Source organism: Kitasatospora sp. MBT66 (assembly GCF_000710405.2).
In the GTDB taxonomy this organism is placed as follows: domain Bacteria; phylum Actinomycetota; class Actinomycetes; order Streptomycetales; family Streptomycetaceae; genus Kitasatospora; species Kitasatospora purpeofusca.
Map to the genome: position 1 here is coordinate 48,682 of NZ_JAIY01000012.1, position 18,852 is coordinate 67,533.

Consider the following 18,852-nt stretch of genomic DNA (forward strand, 5'->3'; position numbering starts at 1 on the left):
ACGTGGATGCCAGCGGACTTGGAGAGACATACGGGTGCCGGTTCGCGGATCCGACTGTACGGGTCCGACCCGGGCCGCTGCCACGGAACGCCGTGGCCGCCGTCGTCCGTGCTGCCCTGGAGGGTCTGCCATGACCACCGTCCCCACGTACACTCCGACCGCAGTCACCCCCACCCGGGCCACCCCGGTGCCCGCCGCGCGCCCGGCCGCCGCGTCCGGCTCCGCCTCCGCCGTCTACACCGTCTCGCTGGCCCGCGACGAGGCCGACGTCCGCGCCGCCCAGCGGCTGCGCCACCAGGTCTTCGCCGACGAGCTCGGCGCCACCCTGCGGAGCACCGTCCCGGGGCTGGACGTCGACCCGTTCGACGACTTCTGCGACCACCTGCTCGTCCGCGAGGGCGAGGACGGCGCCGTCGTCGGCACCTACCGGCTGCTGCGCCCCGAGGCCGCCCGCCGGGCCGGCCGGCTCTACTCGGACGGCGAGTTCGACCTCGGCAACCTCGCGCCGCTGCGGCCCGGGCTGGTCGAGCTCGGCCGCTCCTGCATCGCCGCCGAGCACCGGGGCAACGGCGCCGTCATCAACCTCATGTGGGGCGGCATCGCCCGCTACCTCGCCGACACCGGCAACACCTGGGTGGGCGGCTGCTGCTCGATCTCCCTGGAGGACGGCGGCGCCACCGCCGCCCGGGTCTGGGACACCGTCGCCGCCAAGCACCTCGCCCCCGAGCAGTACCGGGTCGCCCCGCACCGCCCCTGGGACGCCACCGGCGTGACCCGGGCCGACCGGGCACCGCTGCCGGCCCTGCTCCGCGGCTACCTCCGGTTGGGCGCCTGGGTCTGCGGCGCGCCGGCGCACGACCCGGACTTCGACTGCGCCGACCTGTACGTCCTGCTGTCGCTGGAGCGCACCGACCCGCGCTACCTGCGGCACTTCCTGTCCGGCGTCGGCGGCGTGGGCGCGGCGGCGGCCCCGGGCGCGGGCACGGCCCCCGAGGCGGCGGGCGCGGCGGAGGCGGGACCGGTGGACGAGGGGCCGGCCTCATGAGCGTCTGGCTGCCGACGGCCTCCTGCACCCCGGAGGCCTGTCTGACCGACCCGGCGCCGACCGTCGCCCTCCCCCGCCGAGTGCTGCGGCTGGCGGGCTTCCTGGTGCTGCTCGTGGCGGGGCTGGCGCTGATCCCGCCGGTGCGGCTGCTGCCGCACGGCCCGCGCGGCGCGCTGACCCGGTTCTGGGCGCGCGGGCTGCTCGGCGCGCTGGGCGTCGCGGTGCGGATCGTGCCCGGTCCGGCCCCGGCCGCCCGGGGCGGGGTGCTGCTGGTGGCCAACCACGTCTCCTGGCTGGACATCCCGCTGATCGCCGCCGTCCGGCCCGGCCGTTCGGTCGCCAAGACCGAGATCCGGGACTGGCCGGTGCTGGGGCGACTGGTCGCCTGGGGCGGGGCCGTGTTCCTGGACCGCGACCGGCTGCGGGCCCTGCCGGCGGCCGTCGGTGAGGTGGCCGACCGGCTGCGGGCCGGCCACCCGGTGATCGTGTTCCCGGAGGGGTCCACCTGGTGCGGCCGGGAGAGCGGGCGGTTCCGCCCGGCCTTCTTCGAGGCCGCCGTCCGCTCCGGCGCCGCCGTCCAGCCCGTCTCGATCCGCTACCGGCTGGCCGACGGGCACGCCACCAGCGCCCCCGCCTTCGTCGGCGAGGACGACCTGGTCACCTCGCTGGCCCGGGTGGTCGCCGTGCGCGGCCTGGTGGCCGAACTGAGCTTCCGCCCGCCCGTCCCGGCTCCGGCGGCCGACCCGGCCCGCCGCTGGGCGGCGCGGAAGGAACTCGCCCACGCCGCCCAGAGCTCGGTGGAGGGGATCGGCTGAGCCCCGGCGCCGGCGGCCGACAGAACCGCGGGGCAACCATCCGGTGAACTCCGGTCTTCGGCCGCCCGCCCGGCGCAGCCCCTGACACAGTGTCAGTCATGCATGAGGGAATGACAGTTGAAGAACCGAGACTGGCGATCAGACGGCAGCGCTCGATCGTGCGCAGGCGCCCGCGGTTCGTCGCTACCGTCGCCACGCTGCTGGCGCTCCTCCTCGGCTGCACCACCTCCCTGGCGCTGTCCGGAAACCTGCTGCTGCCCTTCGACCGGATCCTCGTCCTGGAGGGCCGCACGGGCTCCAAGGGGGACTTCTTCGACGACCCGGAGGTCCAGCGGCTGCTGCTGCGCCACCGCATCCGGGTCCACGTCACCGTTGCCGGATCGCAGGAGCTGGTCCACGGCGACTACTCCCGGCTCTCCTTCCTCTTCCCCTCCGGCCGGCCGGCCGCCAACGACATCATCGCCCGCCTGAAACGGGACAACGGCTACTCCAAGACCTACAACCCGTTCGTCAGTCCGCTCGTGCTCGCGACCTACCGGGACTACGCCCGGACGCTGGAGAACAAGGGGATCGCCACCCCGCAGTACCGCCCCGACCGCGGCGACGAACCGCTGTACTACAGCCTCGACCTCGCCGCCTTCCTGACCAAGGGGGAGGAGCACCGGACGTGGAACGATCTCGACATCCAGCGCCACGGCACCACCAACGGGAACGTGGTGGTCGCCCAGACCTCCCACATCTGCCAGTCGAACTCGGCCGAGACCTTCCTGGCCCAGGTCGCCTTCACCAGGAACGGGGGCCAGGTCCCCGAGGACGCGGGCGCCGACGAACTCGCCGCCCGGATCAAGCCCCTGCTCTCGGCGCAGGGCATGCCCGGCGTGGACGTGTTCGGCCCGTACTCCAGCCCCGAGGGACGCGGCATCGCCCCCGTGGTGGTCGTCTACGAGCACCAGTACCTCGCCTACCAGGCCCACTTCCACGACACCAGGAAGGAACTCGACACCTCGCGCGTCCTGCTCTACCCGACCTTCCAGTTCATCACCCAGCCGCAGTTCGTCTCGCTCCGCCCCGAGGCGGACCGGCTCGGTGACCTGCTCATCCGCGACCGGCGCCTGCGGGAGCGCGCCGTGGCGCTCGGCTTCCGCACCATCGGCGACGACACGGACTCCGGCGAGTTCAAGAAGTACCTGGGCGACCGCGGCATCCCGGTACCGGACACCCGGACCGACGACACCAGGACCGTCATGCCGAGCCAGGAGGTCCTGAACCGGATGGTGCGCGAGGTCGGCGACTGCCCGACCGGCCCCGAAACTCCCGCCCCGGGAGCGACACCGTGAACCGGCCCGCCCGGTGGCGCCACCGCCGCCGGGAGCGCGCCGGTCGCGACCGGCCGCACGCCCGGCCGCACGCCCGGCTGCACGCCCGGGCACTGCTGGCCCTGCTCCTGCTCCTCTGCTCCGCGGGACCGCTGGCCGCCTGCGGTTCGGACGCACCCGCCCGCACCACCCTGACCGTGCTGGCCAGCGCCGAACTGACCGACCTGCGGCCGGTCCTGGACGAACTGCGCCGCGCCACCGGGATCACCCTGCGGATGGATTACGGCGGCACCGTGAGCGCGAGCAACCTCCTCGGCTCCGGCCGGACCGACCGGCACGACCTCGCCTGGCTCTCCTCCGACCGCTGGCTGCGGCTCAACCTCAAGGCGGCCGGCGGGACCGGCGCCCCGCCCTCGACCCGCACCATGATGTCGCCCCTGGTCCTCGGGGTGAAGCGGAGCACCGCGGAGCGCCTGTGGCACGGCCGCGGCGAACGGCCGCCGTCCTGGGCCGACATCGCCGGCGCGGCCGAGCGCGGGCAGCTGCGCTACGCCATGACCGACCCGACCGTCGCCCACAGCGGCCTCGCCGCCCTGGTCGCCGTGGCGACCGCCGGTGCCGGAACCGGTGAGGCGCTGCGCCCCGAGGACGTCGCCCAGGACCGGGTCCGCGGCTTCCTGGCCGGCCGGACCCTCTCCGCGCCGTCCAGCCACGTCCTGGTCGACAGCTACCTCGCCCACCAGGACGACACCGACGCGGTGATCGCCTACGAGTCGGACCTGCTCGCCCTCGGCGGGGACGGGCGGCTGCGCGAACCGCTGGACCTCGTCTACCCGCAGGACGGCATCGTGCTGTCCGACTACCCGCTGCTGCTGCTCGACCCGGCGAAGCGCGCCGCCTACGACCGGGTGCTCGCCTGGCTGCTCGCACCCGCCGCACAGAAGAAGATCATGCAGCTCACGCTGCGCCGCCCGGTCGACCCGACCGTCGCCCGGGACCCGCGGCTGGAGCGGCCGATCGGCAACGCCCTCTACTTCCCCGACCGGCCCGAGGTCGTCCAGCGGCTCCTCGCCCAGTACGAGGCCGACATCCCGGCGACCGCCACCGGGCCGTCCCGATCCCCGGCACCCTCCCGGACCTCGTGAAAGGGGACCAGTGACCATCCTCGACGAGCACTCCTGGGGCGTCCACCGGCTCGAACTCACCGCCTGGCTGGTGGCGTTCGGGTGCCTGGTCGCGCTCCTCGCCATCGCCGGGCGGGAGCTGCGCCGCAACCGGCCGCCCGCCGGTGTGGACGTCACCACCAAGGCGTGCGTCCACCTGGACGACAAGGCCGTCATGGACATCTACCGGATGGGCCGCTACACCGCGGCCCTGACCCAGGAGGTCGAACAACGGATCACCCGCAACCTGCACTTCGGCGGCGAGCTGCCCGGCACGACGGTCGGCATCGGCACGGAGGCCGCGGAGGAGCGGATCAGCAGGTACGTGCGGAGCGATGCCCCGATCGACGTGATCGGCGTCATCATCAAGGCGCTCGACGACCGGGACGGCATCATCCACGCCAATCTGCTGACCGGTACCGTCCGGAAGAACCGCGCGCTGGCGCGGTCCCTCGACGCGGTCGAGGAGTCCGGGCCGCGACCGCCGGGCGTCCGGCTCTCCCAGGCGGAGGCCTATGTGCTGCTCCGGGGGAAGTTCCAGGCCGTCGAGGCCGCGCCCGGCGCCACCGAGGGCGACCTGGTCTTCATGGCCCGGTACGCCCCGCCCGGCGACCTCTCCCGGACGGGGCGGGTGCGGGTGACCTGCACCCGGCCGGGGCTGAGCGACTCCGAGGCCGGCGCCCAGACCCGCGCGGGGTACTGCCTCGGCACGGTCCACGGCTGGGACGCCGCCGAGGCGGTACTGGAGGTCCACGCGATCGCGGTCTTCCGCTGACCGCCCGGGGTGGCGATGCGCCGTCGGCGGCGCGCCGCTCGTCCCGGGCGGGCGCCGCTCACTCCGGGCGGGCGCCGGCCGGGACCTCCGGGCGGGGTCGGGCTGCGACGGCCGGGCCCTGCGGCCCCTCCGGTCGGGTCGCGGCACGGCGCAGCAGCAGGGCGACCAGGACGGCGGCCAGGGCCAGGGCGGCGGAGCCGCAGCGCAGGGCGAGCTGGATGCCGTCGGTGAAGGCGGCCTCGACGGCCGACCGGACCGGTCCGGGCAGCGCGGCGGTGCCCGCGCCCGGCGCGGTGGCGGCGGTCAGGGTCTCGGGCGGTAGGCCGAGGCCGGACAGGGAGTCGGCCAGGCGGTGGGTCAGGACGGCGCCGAGGACGGCGATGCCGAGCACGCCGCCGAGCTCGCGCAGGGTGTTGACGGTCGCCGAGGCGGTGCCGATCCGCTCCGGGGCGACCCGCTGGAGGACGGCGATCGAGACCGGGGTGAAGGTCATCCCCATCCCCAGGCCGAGCACGAAGAGCGTCCACAGGTACTCGGCGTAGTGGGCGTTCTCGCCGTACCGGGACAGGCCGGCGAGGCCGAACGCGCACAGGGCGATGCCGAGGACCAGCGGGATCCGGGGCCCGTACCGGCCGGTCAGCCGCGCCGAGACCGGACCCGCGACGACGATCATGGCCGTCATCGGCAGCCCGGCGAGGCCGGCGGCGGTCGGGGACCAGTCCAGGACGCCCTGCATCAGCAGCGGCAGGAAGAACAGCGCGCCGAACATTCCGAAGCTCACCGCGAATCCGCCCAGCAGCGCGCCGCCGAGCACGCCGTCGCGGAACAGCCGGAGGTCGAGCATCGGCTCGGCGATCCGCAGTTCCAGCAGCAGGAACGCCGTCAGCAGCAGCACCGCGAGCGCCGCCGTGGTGAGCACCCGGCCGTCGGTCCAGCCGCGGTCCGGGCCCTCGACCAGGGTGTGGACGGCCGCGCCGAGGCCGAGCGCCGAGAGCACCAGGCCGCCGAGGTCGATCCGCCGGGCCCGGCCCGGGACGACCGGCAGGACCCGGGCCGACAGGACGAGTGCGGCGACGCCGATCGGGACGTTGATCCAGAAGACGCTCGCCCAGCCGAAGGCCTCAACCATCGGGCCGCCGACCACCGGGCCGACCGAGAGGCCGAGCGCGGAGACGCCGGACCAGCGGCCGATGGCGCGGGTGCGTTCCCGTTCGTCGGTGAACACGTGCCTCAGGATGGCGAGGCTGCCGGGGGTGAGCAGCGCGGCGCCGACGCCCTGGAGCATCCGGGCGGCGACCAGGGTCCCGACCGTTCCGGCCAGGGCCCCGGCGGCCGATCCCAGCGTGAACAGCGCCAGGCCGAGCCGGAACACGACGGTGCGGCCGTACCGGTCGCCGAGCGCGCCGCCGGTGAGCAGCAGGGCGGCGAAGACCAGGCTGTAGCCCTCGGCGACCCACTGGAGGCCGGTGATGCCCGCGTCGAGGTCCTGGCCGATGCGCGGCAGGGCGTTGTTGACGATGACGTTGTCCAGCATGGACATGAACATGGTGGTGCACAGCGTCGCCAGCGCGAGCCGCTGGCGGCGCCGGACGTCCGGCGCCCCGCTCTCCCCCATCGGGCGTTCCTCTCGATTGCCTCCAGGGCCCCTAACGGCGTTAGGGGCAGTTCGACGGGGGACAGCGTGCACCTAACGGTGTTAGATTGCAAGTGGAATACCGGCCCGTCCCGGCCCGGGGCCCGGGGCCCGCGGCCCGACCCGCCCGACCCGCCCGACGAACAGCGAGGACCTCATGCCGGCCGACGAGGACGACGCCACCCAGCCCGGACTCACCCGCGACGCCCTCGCCCAAGCAGCCCTGCGGGTACTTGAGCGCGAGGGCCTGGCCGGCCTGTCGATGCGCAAGGTCGCCGCCGAGGTCGGGGTCAAGGCCGCCTCGCTGTACTGGCACGTCCGCAACAAGGAGGAACTGCTCGACCTCCTGAACGACGCGCTGATGGCCGACGCCGAGGCCCCGCCGCGTTCCGGCGACTGGCGCACCCAGCTGCGCGGCTACTGCCGGCGCTACCGCGCCCATCTGCTGGGCCGGCGGGACGCGGCCAAGGTGGTCGCGGGCCGGCTCGCCCCGGGTCCGCACCTGCTGCGGCTGATGGAGGACCAGCTCGACCGGCTGCGGGAGGCGGGCTTCTCCCCCGCCGACAGCGCGATGATCTCCTACCTGCTCGGCGCGTACGTCCAGGGCTTCGTCCTCCAGGAGCAGTCCCCGATGGCAGCCGCCGAGACCGCGGGCGCCGGTCGGCGCGAGGTGGCCGACGCCGCCGCCGAACGCTTCCGCGCGCTGCCCGTCGCGGAGTTCCCCAACCTCGTCGCGATGGCCGACGACCTCACCGGCCCCGACCTGGACGCCCGGTTCGGCTTCGGCCTCGAGCGCATCCTCGACGGACTCGCCGCGCTGCTGCCGCCGGACCGCCGCTGAGCCGTGCGCGCGACCGTCCGCGCGACCGTCCGCGCGACCGGCCGACCGGAACGGGCAGTGACGACCCATCAACGTTCCGCACACGGGGGGTGACAGGGCCGCCCGGCGGGCCGACACTGGGAGGAAGAAGCTCCCACGTCAATGGGTCGGCCGGTGCCGGCCGGTACCGGCCGCCGAGAGGGCAGGCCGGCCATGAGTACGCCGTCCTCCAGACTCCCGATCGTCTATGTCCGGGGATACGCCGGTGGCACCCCCGGGATCGAGAAGGCCGTGACGGATCCGTTCTACGGATTCAACGAAGGCTCGACGCACATCCGCGTCGGGCGCCAGGACTCCCCCGTCTTCTACCAGTTCGAAAGCCCGTTAGTACGCCTGCTCACCGACGAGGGCTACCGCGTCTTCGTCGAGGGCGGCCAGGAGGCCTATCTGGCGAACCACCCCAAGGACATCCGCCCCGACAGCATCTGGATCCACCGCTTCTACGACCGCTGCTCCGGCACCTGGGGCGCCGAACCCGAGGCATTCAGCCTGGAGCACGCCGCCGAGGACCTCCTCCGCCTGATCGAGGACCTCCAGGAGCGCACCGGCGCACCGCAGGTCCACCTGGTCGCCCACTCGATGGGCGGACTGATCTGCCGCTGCCTGCTCCAGAAGGTCATCCCCGAGCAGCGCAAGGGGAAGCGCGCCACCGACTACGTGTCGAAACTGTTCACCTACGGCACGCCGCACGGCGGCATCACCTTCGCCGTCGGCTTCGGCATCCCCGAAGCCCTGCGCGACACCTTCGACTTCAACGGCTCCGACATCTTCGGACCCGACCGGATGTACCAGTACCTGACGCCGGACCCCGATCCGGACGGGCCGCCGGAGGGCTGGCGGGCCGTCGACATGCCGGACGACGACGGCAGCGGGACACCCCAGGAGGCCGCGGGCGGGTTCCCGCTCGACCGGATCTTCTGCATGATCGGCACCGACTCCGACGACTACGACGTCGCCCACGGCGTCTCGGCCTCGGCCGTCGGCCCGCGCAGCGACGGCCTGGTGCAGATCGAGAACGCCCAGGTCACCGGCGCCAACCGGGCGTTCACGCACCGCAGCCACAGCGGCCGGTACGGACTGGTCAACTCCGAGGAGGGGTACCAGAACCTGCGCCGCTTCCTGTTCGGCGACCTCCGGGCCCGGGTCGACCTGGTCGACGTGCAACTCCCCGACCGCGACCCGGACGTCACCTGGCAGGCCGAGGTACGGCTCCAGGTCCGCGGACTGCCGGTACTGCTGCACGAACGCGCCGCCCCGCACTGGTGCCCGATCCAGCTCTCCGACCCCACCTCGGCCACCCGTCAGGCCCGGGCCACCAGGGACGGCGCCGTCCAGCTGGCGACCACTTTCCTCTCCAGCAAGCTGCTCCCGCCCCGCGAGGACGCGGAGCGCGCGGCGGTGGACGCGGCCGCGGACCCCGAACGGCCGGGCGCGAGCGAACCGGTGCGGTTCGCCCTCGACCTGCGGGTGCTCGGACTCAAGGAGCACAACGGGTTCTTCGGCTTCGGCGACCATCTGGAGCAGACTGCCGACTTCGCGGACACCCTGATCGTCGACGTGGACACCGACTCCCCGCGTCCGGCGGCCTGGGCGCACTGGAACTCCGAGGTGGTCGGCGCGATCCGGGACCTCCACCCGACCGGCCCGCCACTGCCCGACGAGGACCCGCGGGCCGATGCCTGGCTCGCCAACATCCCCCTGCCGGCCACCACCGGCCCGATCCTCGGCCCCGACGCCCGGATCCGGCTCACGGTCGGCCCCTGGAGCTGACCCCGGCGTCGGCCTTGGGCCTTGGCCTTGGGCCTGACCCTTGGCCCTGACCCTAGCCGTGCCAGTCGGCCGTCGGGGGGTCGGTCCTCGGCTCGGCACCGCCGTCGGTCCAGGCCGCGGCCGCCGGGCCGAGCCGGGGGTCGGCACCGGGCTGCGGTCCGGCGAGCGATCCGGGCTCCGGCGGCGGCCCCTCGGCGACCAGCAGCACCCGGCGCAGCAGATCGGCGAGCTGGCGGCGCTCGGCCGGGGAGAGCACACCGAGCAGCCGGTGCTCCTCCCGGCCGACCACGTCCAGCGCCCGCGCCCAGGCCAGTCGGCCCTGCTCGGTCAGTTCGACGTCCACCCGGCGGCGGTCGTCGCTGGAGGGCGTGCGGACGATGAACCCGCGCCGTTCCAGTGCTTCCAGACGCCCGGTCACCGAGGCGGGCGCCAGGCCGAGGTCACCGCGCAGCTCGGACGGGGTGGCCCGGCCGCCGCGGCCGGCCAGCCCGTGCAGGGTGTCGAACTCGTGCTTCTGCAGTCCGAAGTCGGCCACACCCTGCTCGCGGACCCGGCCGAGGTGCCGGGTGAGCTTGCTCATCCGGGTGACGGCGCCCTCGACGTCCGGGTCCAGGTGCGGCAGCACCGGCCGCCAGCGTTCGACGTGGCCGTCGGTCCAGTCACGGGGGCGGTCGGCCGCCGTCCGGTGCGTCGCGGGTGTCATGCCCCCGAGTCTAGGCGGCCCCGGACCAGGGGTTTTTCGGCTCCCAATATTTCGTTGACGAAATTTCGGCACCGAAATACAGTGCTCCCGTGACTTCGACCCACCACCCGCACCCGCTGCGCCTGCCCGCCTTCCGGCTGCTCTTCCTCGGCCGGACGATCTCCACCCTCGGGGACGCCGTCGTCCCCGCCGCGCTCGCCATCGCCGTCACCCGGGCGACCGGCTCCTCCTCCGCGCTGGCCCTGGTCCTGGGCTGTGCGATGGTCCCGCGCCTGCTGCTGCTCCCGCTGGGCGGCGTCGTCGGGGACCGCGTCGACCCCAGGCTGGTCGCGCTCGTCACCGACCTGGTCCGGGCCGCCGCCCAGATCGCCGTCGGCATCGAACTTCTCGGCGGCCGGCCCAGCCTGGCCGCCGTAGCGGCCGCCGAGGCGGTCGGCGGGATCGCCTCGGCGTTCGCCATGCCGACCGCCAGTCCACTGGTCGCGGCCGCCGTGGACGGCCCGCAGCGGATGCGCGCCAACGCCCTGCTGGCCTCGGCCGTGAACGGAGCCCGGCTCGGCGGCCCGGCCCTGGCCGGCCTCCTCGTCCTGACCGCGGGCCCCGGCTGGGCGTTCCTGCTGGACGGCGCCTCCTTCCTGGTCAGCGCGGCGCTGCTGACGCGGCTGAAGGTGCAGCACACCCCTGCCGAGCGCAGGTCGCTGCGCGCCGACCTGCTCCGGGGCTGGAGCGAGGTGCGCTCGCGCGACTGGTACTGGACCAGCCTGATCGGCCATGCCGTGTGGAACGGCGCCGCCGCCGTCCTGCTCACCCTCGGGCCGCTGATCGCCTCCCGGCGGATGGGCGGGGAGGGCGTGTGGATCGCGATGACCCAGGCCGCCGCCTTCGGTGTGCTGGCCGGTTCGCTGCTCGCCGGCCGGTACCGGCCAAGGCGTCCGCTGCTGGTCGCCTCCCTCGGCCTCGCCCTGTACGCCCTGCCGCTGGTCGCCCTGGCGGTGACGGCGCCCGCACCGGTCACCGTCGCCTCGTACGCCCTGGCGATGACCGGGCTGGGCTTCCTCAACCCGGTGTGGCAGACCGTGGTGCAGCAGGAGTTCCCGCCGCAGGTGCTGGCCCGGGTCACCTCCTACGACTGGCTGCTGTCGCTCGCCGCCGCCCCGCTGGGGTACACGCTCGCACCGCTGGCCGCCGACGCCTGGGGGAGCACCGGGCCGCTGCTGGTCACGGCCGCCCTGGTCACGCTGGCCTGCGGCGGGGCGGCCCTCGTCCCGGGCGTCCGCCGGGTCGGGCGCACCACGGACGCACACGACCTGACGGAGGGTCCGGCGAGCGGCCTGACGAACGGTCCGACCCGCGACCTCACGGACGGCCGACGCTCCTTGGACAAGGGCCCGGGGGCGGTCGGCCCCGAGGTCACCGGGGCGTCCTCCGCGACTCAGGAGGCCACGGTCGGGGCCGCTCGGCGGGACCCTACGATACGGAGATGATCGCCTATGCCCCAGCGGCCTTCTTCTTCCTCCTCTGCGGAATCGGAGTCCTGCGCGACCGACGCAAGTTCAGCAACGCCGTACTGCTCGGCATCGGGGTCTCCCTGCTGGCCCTGGCGCTGATCGCGGAGGTGCGCCGGGCGCCGACCCTGGTGGCCGAGCTGACGGTGGCCGTCATCGCCCTGCTGCCGACGGTCGGCACGGTGGCCCTGGTCTGGTTCCTCCTCTCCAACGGAGTGACGATGATCCGCAAGGAGGGCCGGCGGCCGGCGAACCTGCTCTCGCTGCTCGCCGGCCTCGGCATCCTCGCGCTGATCGGTCTGCTCGGAGCGGCCGTCGTCACCGACTCCCCGCGCCTCGCCGTCCTCGCCGCCACGGCGCTCCTGGTGGTCGGCTACGTGGCCTTCCTCTTCGTCTGCTTCGTCGGCTACGCCTTCCTCTACCAGCGCCACCTGCCGCGCGGGGACGTGGACTTCGTGGTGGTCCTGGGCTCCGGGCTGGTCGGCGGCGACCGGGTGCCGCCGCTGCTCGCCAGCCGGCTCCACCGCGGCCGCGCGCTGTACGAGACGCAGACGGCGCGGGGCAACCCGCCGGTGCTGATCACCTCGGGCGGCCAGGGACCGGACGAGAAGCTGCCGGAGTCCCACGCCATGGCGGACTACCTGCTCGAACGCGGCTTCCCCGCCGAGCACCTGACGCGCGAGGACCGTTCCCGGACCACCGAGGAGAACCTTCTCTTCAGCAAGGAGATCATGGAGGGGGCGAAGCCCGACTACCGCTGTGTGATCGTCACCAACAACTTCCACGCCTTCCGGGCCGCGCTGACCGCCCGCACGACCGGGGTCAACGGTCAGGTCTGCGGCTCCCCCACCGCCCGGTACTACTGGCCGAGCGCGACGATCCGCGAGTTCGCCGCCGTCTTCCTGTCCCACAAGCTGGTCAACTTCGGGATCTGCGGCTTCGTCGCCGTGTGCGGCCTCGTCGCCGCGGCGCTGAGCCCCGGCGCCTGACCGCACCTCGGTCCGTGGGTGGCGCCGCCATGGCGGCGCCACCCACGACCGGTCCTCGCAGGACGGCCGCCCGCCACATGGCGGCCCGGGGGCGGGCGCGGCACCCTGCACGGCAAGGTCCGTACTCCTCCCCCACCCCGGAGTCCCCGATGGCCGTGTCCCCCACCGCTGCACCCACCGCTCCACCCGCCGCTCCACCGACCGACCGCCGCATCCACCGGGCGGGCCGCGCCGGCCGCGCCGCCCTCGTCGCCCTGCTCACCGCGGCGGCGCTGCTGCTCCCCGGCACGTCGACGCCCGCGAGCGCCGGACCCGCGCCCGTACCCACCGCAGCGGCCGGCACCTTCCAGCAGGTCACCGGGTTCGGCAGCAACCCCGGCAACCTCGCGATGTACACCTACGCCCCGGCCGGGCTGCCCGGCGGCGCGCCTCTGGTGGTCGCCCTGCACGGCTGCACCCAGACCGCCGACGACTACTACCGGCACTCCGGCTGGCCCGAACTGGCCGACCGGTACGGCTTCGCCGTGGTCTTCCCGCAGACCGGCGCCGCCAACAACCCGCTCTCCTGCTTCCGCTGGTTCGACGCCGCGCAGAACTCCCGGGGCGTCGGCGAGGCGGCCTCCGTGCTCCAGATGGTCACCAGGGCCGGGGCGCTGTTCGGCACGGACCGCGGCCGGGTGTTCGTCACCGGCCTGTCCGCCGGGGGCGGGATGGCCGCCGACCTGCTGGCCGACTATCCGGACGTGTTCGCCGGCGGGGCCGTCGACGCCGGTCCGCCCGCGCACTGCGCCGCCGCCCTGTCCGCTGCCTCGTCCTGCCAGAACGACGACCAGCGGCTCACCCCCGCCCAGTGGGCGGAGAAGGTCCGCCGCGCCGACCCCGGCCACCCCGGGCCGTGGCCCCGGGTGGCGATCTGGCAGGGCACCACGGACACCACCGTCCGACCGGTCAACGCCACCGAACTGCGCGACCAGTGGACGGAGGTGTGGGGGATCGGCCAGACCCCCTCCGGCACCCGGAGCCTGCCCGGCGGCACCACCGAGACCCGCTACGACGACGCGGGCGGGCGGCCCGCCGTCGCGCTGTACTCGATCGCGGGCATGGGGCACGGGCTGGCCGTCGCCCCGGGCCCGGGAACCGACAGGTGCGGGTCCACCGGCGCGTACTTCCTGGACGCGATCTGCTCCGGCTACCACACCGCGCTCTTCTGGGGCCTGGACAGCGGCGGGCCGACGGTCCCCGGACTGCCCGCGCCCAGCGGTCTGACCGCCACCGCGACCGGGGGCGACACCGTCGCGCTCGGCTGGCAGCCCGTCACCGGGGCCGTCTCCTACCGGGTCTTCCGGGACGGCGCGCCGGTCGCGGACCCCACCGGCACCGCGTGGACCGACGGCGGTCTGAGCGCCGGTACGGCCTACGCCTACGCGGTGGCCGCGGTCGCCGCCGACGGCACCACGGGCGCCCGCTCCACCACCGTCACCGTCACCACACCGGGCGGACCGGCCGCGTGCTGGACCACCGACAACTACCACCAGGTGGCGGCCGGGCGCGCGACACTGACCGGCGGTCTGGTGTACGCGCTCGGCTCCGGACAGGCGATGGGGCTGTGGAACACCTTCACCGTCCACACCCTGCGCCGGACCGGCCCCGGCTACTACGTGCTCGCCGACGGCTCCTGCTGAGCGGGACACCTCCGCCTGCCACCACCGACCAGCACCTTGACGAAAGGTTGACCTGCTCACGGCAGAAAGTTGGGGGACCTCGCTCCTATGGTCGGCCCATGCCTCCACTGCCCCCCGGCCCCGGACGGACCGCCACGCTGCCGGTGCTGCCGTACCGCAAGCCGACACCCGGCCGCGACTACTGGGTGTTCGACGACGTCCTGCCGGACCCGGACGCCGTCCGCCGCCGCTGCCTCGACCGCAACGACTGGACCGAGGGCTACCCCTACCGACCGGAATCCTGGCCCGGACTGCGCACCATGCCCGGCCTCGAACCCGACGAGCTGGCCCGGGTGGAGGCGCTCGTCCGCAAGGCCACCGGGGCGTCGCGGCTCTGGGTGCAGAGCACCCCGGGCGGCGGCACCCTGAACCACAACTGCATCCAACTGGTGGGCACCGCCGAGTCGGAGTCGCGTCCGCACACCGACTCCCGGGCGCTGTGCCGCTTCGCGGCCGTCCTCTACCTCAGCCCCGGCGCGCCGAAGGACGCCGGCACGGGCTTCTACCGCCAGCAGTTCCCCGGCGGCCGGCTCGGCGGCAACCTGGTCACCGCCCCGCACAACAACCTGGTCGAGGCGCTCGGCACCCGCCGCGTCCCGGCCGACGCCTTCACCGAGGACGTCCGCGTCCCCAACCGCTACAACCGCCTGCTGGTCTACCACGCCAACCTGATCCACAGCGCGACCTCCTACCACGGCCTGACCCTGGAGGAGCGGCGGATGACCGCCGTCTTCTTCTGGATGGCCTGACACCCCGGTCGGAGGACGGCCCCACCCGCGCCCCGGCAGCGGAACGCCGCCCCTCGCTCCCCTCGGGGAGCGAGGGGCGGCGTCCGCACCACCACGGGCATCCGTGGGGACCGCTCAGCACGGGCCGCCGCGGTCCCCCGGGTCGATCTTCGCCGTGGCCACCGCCGGCCCGTCACCGCGGCGGACGGTGGCCCGGTAGTCGCCCGCCGGCTCGTCCGGCAGGGTCGCCGTGCAGACGGTCCGCTCCACCCCGCCGGGCGCTCAGGAACAGCCCGACCCCGGGCACGGCCCCGGTCGCGAGCTCCCCGGCCTTGGAGCACTGGGTGGCGGCGGATCCCCCGTCGCCGCTCAGGGCGACGCGGATGTCACCGGTGCTCTCACTCCGACCGGGACACCGTCCCGGGGCAACCGCCCCGCCGACCGGGACCGCCCGAACACCGACCAGCAGTGAACCATCCGGCCCTCCCCATGGCACCCGACCGGCGACGCCCGCGCCCGGGCGGCGGCAGCTCCGGTTGGCGGCGGGTCCGCGCGGGGAGGGGCAGCGTATGGAGAACACCGACCGGCCGGCCACCGAGACGGCGCGACCGGAGTGGGCCGGGATCGACCGGCTGGGCACGGCCGAGCTGCTGCGGCTGCTGAACGCCGAGGACGGCACGGTGGCCGGCGCGGTGGCCCGGGAGCTGCCGAGGATCGCCGTCGTGGTGGACGCCGTCGCCGCGCGGATGGCGCGGGGCGGGCGGCTGGTCTACGCGGGCGCCGGGACGGCCGGGCGGCTGGGAGTGCTGGACGCGAGCGAGTGCCCGCCGACCTTCGGCACCGACCCCGGGCAGGTGGTCGGGCTGATCGCGGGCGGACCGGCGGCGCTGGTGCGCGCGGTGGAGGGGGCGGAGGACCGCCCGGAGCTGGCGGCGGCCGACCTGGCCGCGCTCGCGCTGACGCCCGAGGACACGGTGGTCGGCGTCTCCGCCTCCGGACGCACGCCGTACACGGTGGCGGCGGTCCGCCACGCGCGCCGGGCCGGGGCCCTGGGCGTGGGGCTGGCGGGGGCGGCCGGGTCACCGCTGGCCGCGGCCGCCGAGCTGGCGATCGAGGTGGAGACCGGCCCCGAGGTCCTGGCCGGGTCGACCCGGCTCAAGGCGGGCACGGCGCAGAAACTGGTGCTGAACCTGATCTCGACGGCGGTCATGGTCCGCCTCGGCCGGACCTACGGGAACCTGATGGTCGACGTCCGGGCCGGCAACGCCAAGCTCCGCGAGCGGGCACGGCGGATCGTGGTCGACATCACCGGCGCCGACGAGGAGACGGCGAGCCGCGCGCTGACGGCCACCGGCGGCGAGGCGAAGGCCGCCGTCCTGGTCGTCCTCGCCGGGGTGGACGCCCCGGCCGCCGCCCGCCTCCTCACCGCGACGGACGGCCGCCTGCGCGAGGCGCTGGAGCTGGCACGGGAAGCCACCGACTGACCGGGCCGGCCGCGCCTCCGGCGCCGCCCCCGTCCCGCTCTCGCGGGCGATCCCGGAGTGGAAGCCTCGCAATCCTTGGTCCGGGAACGGCGATCGGCACCTCGATCGGTCATCGAGGTGCCGCTGAGCCGCGCCCGTCCGGGAGGCCCGAACCGGTCCGTTCAGGCCCCCTGGGCGTCCAGCCAGTGCAGCAGCACGGTGCGCTCGGTCTCGGTGCCGACGGGGCTGTCCGGGTCGAGCGCCCAGTGGCGGATCCGGGTCAGGGTCTCCGCGTCGAGGTCGAGGTAGAGGCGCCAGTGGGCGCGGGGGTGGCAGTTGCTGTCACGGGGTTCGCCGCACTCCTGGCAGTGGGTGAAGAAGGCGTCGACCAGACGGTGCACGATCGTCTCGGCGGGCATGGGCGGCGGTACGTCCTCACTCACGGGGTCCCGGGTTCGTCGGGGCCGCCTGAGTTCACGGGTCGGCGGGCCCGCAGTCCAGGGTGCGGGTCGGGACGGGCCGGGCGGCAGGGACGAACGTCCCGAGCGGTAGGTCTGCGGCGGGCCCGGGCACGCCGGAGGCCCGGTCCCCGTGGGGGTGGGGACCGGGCCGTACGGGGCGCGCGGCCGGGCTCAGCCCCGGCCGGCGGACTTCTGGGTGCGCCGGGAGACCGAGTCGAGCACCACCGCGCCCAGCAGCACCGCGCCGGTGATCATGTACTGGATGGCCTGGGCCGCGTGCACCATGTCCAGTCCGGTGGTGATCGACTGGATCACCAGCATGCCGAGCAGCGCCGACCACGTGCTGCCCCGGCCGCCGAAGAGGCTGGTCCCGCCGATGACGGCGGCGGCGATCGCGCTCATCAGCACGTTGCCGCTGCCGAGCAGCTTGTCCGCCGAACCCTGCTGGGAGGCGATGAACAGGCCGCCGAGGCCGGCCAGCATGGCGGAGATCATGAAGACCGAGATCCGGACCCGGGCCACGTTGATGCCGGCCCGGCGGGCCGCCTCGATGCCGCCGCCGACCGCGAAGATCTGCCGGCCGTAGGAGGTGCGGCGGAGCACGAAGTCGGTGAGCGCGACCACGCCGACCAGCACCACCAGGGGCAGCGGCAGACCGCTGTCCTGGTTGAGCGTCCAGGCGGAGACCAGGGCGACCACGGCCAGGGCGCCGGTGCGCAGCGCGATCTCGCCGACCGCCCTGGCCGGCAGGCCGGCGGCGGTGCGGCGGCGGGCGGTGAGCACCTGGGCGGCGCCGTACCCGGCGACGGCGAGGACGGCGAGCAGCCAGGCGAAGAGGATGTCGCCGTCACCGAGGAAGTAGTTGTCCAAGTGGGCGACGACGCCGTCGTTGATGTTGTTGACGGTGCCGAGCTTGCCGAGCACGTAGTCCTGGAGGCCGCTCCAGGCGAGCATGCCGGCCAGGGTGACGACGAACGCGGGGACGCCGATCCGGGCGAAGAAGAAGCCGTGCAGGGCGCCCATCGCACCGGCGGTGAGCAGGGCGAGGAGGATCGCCAGCCATTCGTTCAGGCCCTGGCGCACCGCGAGCACGGAGGTGACGGCGGCGCAGGCACCGGCCACCGAGCCGAGCGAGAGGTCGATCTCGCCGAGCAGCAGGACGAAGACGACACCGACCGAGATCAGGCCGTAGCCGGCGATCCACTTGGTGATGTTGGTCAGGTTGTCGGCCTGGAGGAAGTGGCCGGTGACGCTCTGGAAGATGATCGCGATCAGGATCAGGCCCAGGACGACGGGCAGCGCCCCGAGTTCGCCGCTGCGGATCTTGCGGCGGAACTCGTCCGCGTAGCCGGCGACGCCGCCCTGGCGGACCAGCAGCCGGGGGTCGGCGGCCGGGGCCGGGGTGTCGGCGGCGGGGGTGGTCTGGCTGGTGCTCACTTCGCTTCCTCCGCGATGCGTGCCTGGCGCCGGGTGACGGCATTGTCGGTGGCGCCGGTGATGGCGGAGATGATCTCCTCGGACGTGGTCCCGGCGACCGGGAAGGCGCCGTTGTTGCGGCCGAGCCGCAGCACGGCGACGGTGTCGGCGACCGCGCGGACGTCCGCCATGTTGTGGCTGATCAGGATGACGCCGAGGCCGCGCTGGCGCAGCCGCTCGACGAGGTCCAGGACCTGCGCGGTCTGCTCGACGCCGAGGGCGGCGGTCGGTTCGTCGAGGATGACGATCCGGGGGTCGCCGACCAGGGCGCGGGCGATGGCGACCACCTGGCGCTGGCCGCCGGAGAGGGCGGCGATCGGGATCCGCACGCTCGGGATGCGGATCGACAGGGTGTCCAGGAGTTCCTTGGCGCGCCGCTCCATGGCGACCTCGTCCAGGGTGCCGCGGC

16 protein-coding genes and 1 pseudogene are annotated in these 18,852 nt (G+C 74.5%); 12 read left to right on the forward strand and 5 right to left on the reverse strand.

Annotation, left to right across the window (positions count from 1 at the left end):
• Positions 1-130: 130 nt before the first annotated feature.
• The 5 genes from BI06_RS32630 to BI06_RS32650 all read left to right on the forward strand — a co-directional run bounded on the left by BI06_RS32630 (position 131) and on the right by BI06_RS32650 (position 5,114).
• Positions 131-1,045 (forward strand): GNAT family N-acetyltransferase, encoded by a 915-nt coding sequence (locus BI06_RS32630; RefSeq protein WP_078880122.1) that lies wholly within the window; start codon positions 131-133, stop codon positions 1,043-1,045.
• Complete coding sequence (locus BI06_RS32635; protein ID WP_043474387.1) at positions 1,042-1,860, forward strand: 1-acyl-sn-glycerol-3-phosphate acyltransferase; 819 nt, start codon at positions 1,042-1,044, stop codon at positions 1,858-1,860. The genes BI06_RS32630 and BI06_RS32635 overlap by 4 nt, the downstream gene beginning before the upstream one ends.
• Positions 1,861-1,970: 110 nt before the next feature.
• Positions 1,971-3,197: a hypothetical protein gene (locus BI06_RS32640; protein ID WP_233290385.1), complete on the forward strand. Its 1,227-nt coding sequence runs from the start codon at positions 1,971-1,973 to the stop codon at positions 3,195-3,197.
• Positions 3,194-4,321, forward strand: a complete 1,128-nt coding sequence (locus BI06_RS32645) for a substrate-binding domain-containing protein (protein WP_051742435.1) — start codon at positions 3,194-3,196, stop codon at positions 4,319-4,321. Before BI06_RS32640 ends, BI06_RS32645 begins: the two co-directional genes overlap by 4 nt.
• Positions 4,322-4,331: 10 nt before the next feature.
• Positions 4,332-5,114, forward strand: a complete 783-nt coding sequence (locus BI06_RS32650) for a hypothetical protein (RefSeq protein WP_051742437.1) — start codon at positions 4,332-4,334, stop codon at positions 5,112-5,114.
• A 58-nt stretch (positions 5,115-5,172) separates the two neighbouring features.
• Here the strand turns inward: BI06_RS32650 and BI06_RS32655 are convergent, their stop codons facing one another.
• Positions 5,173-6,729, reverse strand: a complete 1,557-nt coding sequence (locus tag BI06_RS32655; RefSeq protein ID WP_082558850.1) for an MFS transporter — start codon at positions 6,727-6,729, stop codon at positions 5,173-5,175.
• A gap of 175 nt (positions 6,730-6,904) precedes the next feature.
• Between BI06_RS32655 and BI06_RS32660 the strand changes: the two genes are divergently transcribed.
• On the forward strand, positions 6,905-7,588 hold the full coding sequence (locus tag BI06_RS32660; protein WP_051742439.1) for a TetR/AcrR family transcriptional regulator: 684 nt from the start codon (positions 6,905-6,907) through the stop codon (positions 7,586-7,588).
• Positions 7,589-7,780: 192 nt separating this feature from the next.
• Positions 7,781-9,397, forward strand: a complete 1,617-nt coding sequence (locus BI06_RS32665) for an alpha/beta fold hydrolase (RefSeq protein WP_030394811.1) — start codon at positions 7,781-7,783, stop codon at positions 9,395-9,397.
• A gap of 190 nt (positions 9,398-9,587) precedes the next feature.
• Here BI06_RS32665 and BI06_RS32670 read toward each other — a convergent pair.
• Positions 9,588-10,100: pseudogene (locus tag BI06_RS32670) on the reverse strand (MarR family winged helix-turn-helix transcriptional regulator); the annotation flags it as partial.
• Positions 10,101-10,189: 89 nt separating this feature from the next.
• Here BI06_RS32670 and BI06_RS32675 point away from each other — a divergent pair.
• From BI06_RS32675 to murQ, 5 genes are all read left to right on the forward strand, one after another.
• Entirely contained in the window at positions 10,190-11,584 is a 1,395-nt protein-coding gene (locus tag BI06_RS32675) for an MFS transporter (protein WP_063795068.1), read from the forward strand.
• A complete protein-coding gene (locus BI06_RS32680; RefSeq protein WP_030394808.1) occupies positions 11,581-12,594 on the forward strand; it encodes a YdcF family protein in 1,014 nt (337 codons plus the stop codon). The genes BI06_RS32675 and BI06_RS32680 overlap by 4 nt, the downstream gene beginning before the upstream one ends.
• A 149-nt stretch (positions 12,595-12,743) precedes the next feature.
• Complete coding sequence (locus BI06_RS32685) at positions 12,744-14,276, forward strand: PHB depolymerase family esterase (RefSeq protein WP_043474392.1); 1,533 nt, start codon at positions 12,744-12,746, stop codon at positions 14,274-14,276.
• 98 nt (positions 14,277-14,374) lie between these two features.
• Positions 14,375-15,064: a DUF6445 family protein gene (locus tag BI06_RS32690; protein WP_030394806.1), complete on the forward strand. Its 690-nt coding sequence runs from the start codon at positions 14,375-14,377 to the stop codon at positions 15,062-15,064.
• 548 nt (positions 15,065-15,612) lie between these two features.
• Positions 15,613-16,527: an N-acetylmuramic acid 6-phosphate etherase gene (gene murQ, locus BI06_RS32695; protein ID WP_043474395.1), complete on the forward strand. Its 915-nt coding sequence runs from the start codon at positions 15,613-15,615 to the stop codon at positions 16,525-16,527.
• Between the two features lie 161 nt (positions 16,528-16,688).
• Here murQ and BI06_RS32700 read toward each other — a convergent pair whose 3' ends face one another.
• The 3 genes from BI06_RS32700 to BI06_RS32710 all read right to left on the reverse strand — a co-directional run.
• The gene (locus tag BI06_RS32700) at positions 16,689-16,949 is read right to left on the reverse strand and encodes a hypothetical protein (protein WP_206743645.1); all 261 of its coding nucleotides are present in this window, start codon (positions 16,947-16,949) and stop codon (positions 16,689-16,691) included.
• Positions 16,950-17,138: 189 nt separating this feature from the next.
• A complete protein-coding gene (locus BI06_RS32705; RefSeq protein ID WP_030394802.1) occupies positions 17,139-18,404 on the reverse strand; it encodes a sugar ABC transporter permease in 1,266 nt (421 codons plus the stop codon).
• Positions 18,401-18,852, reverse strand: a 452-nt coding sequence (locus tag BI06_RS32710) for an ATP-binding cassette domain-containing protein (RefSeq protein ID WP_043474398.1), incomplete at its 5' end; no start/stop codon positions are given. The genes BI06_RS32710 and BI06_RS32705, both read right to left, overlap by 4 nt.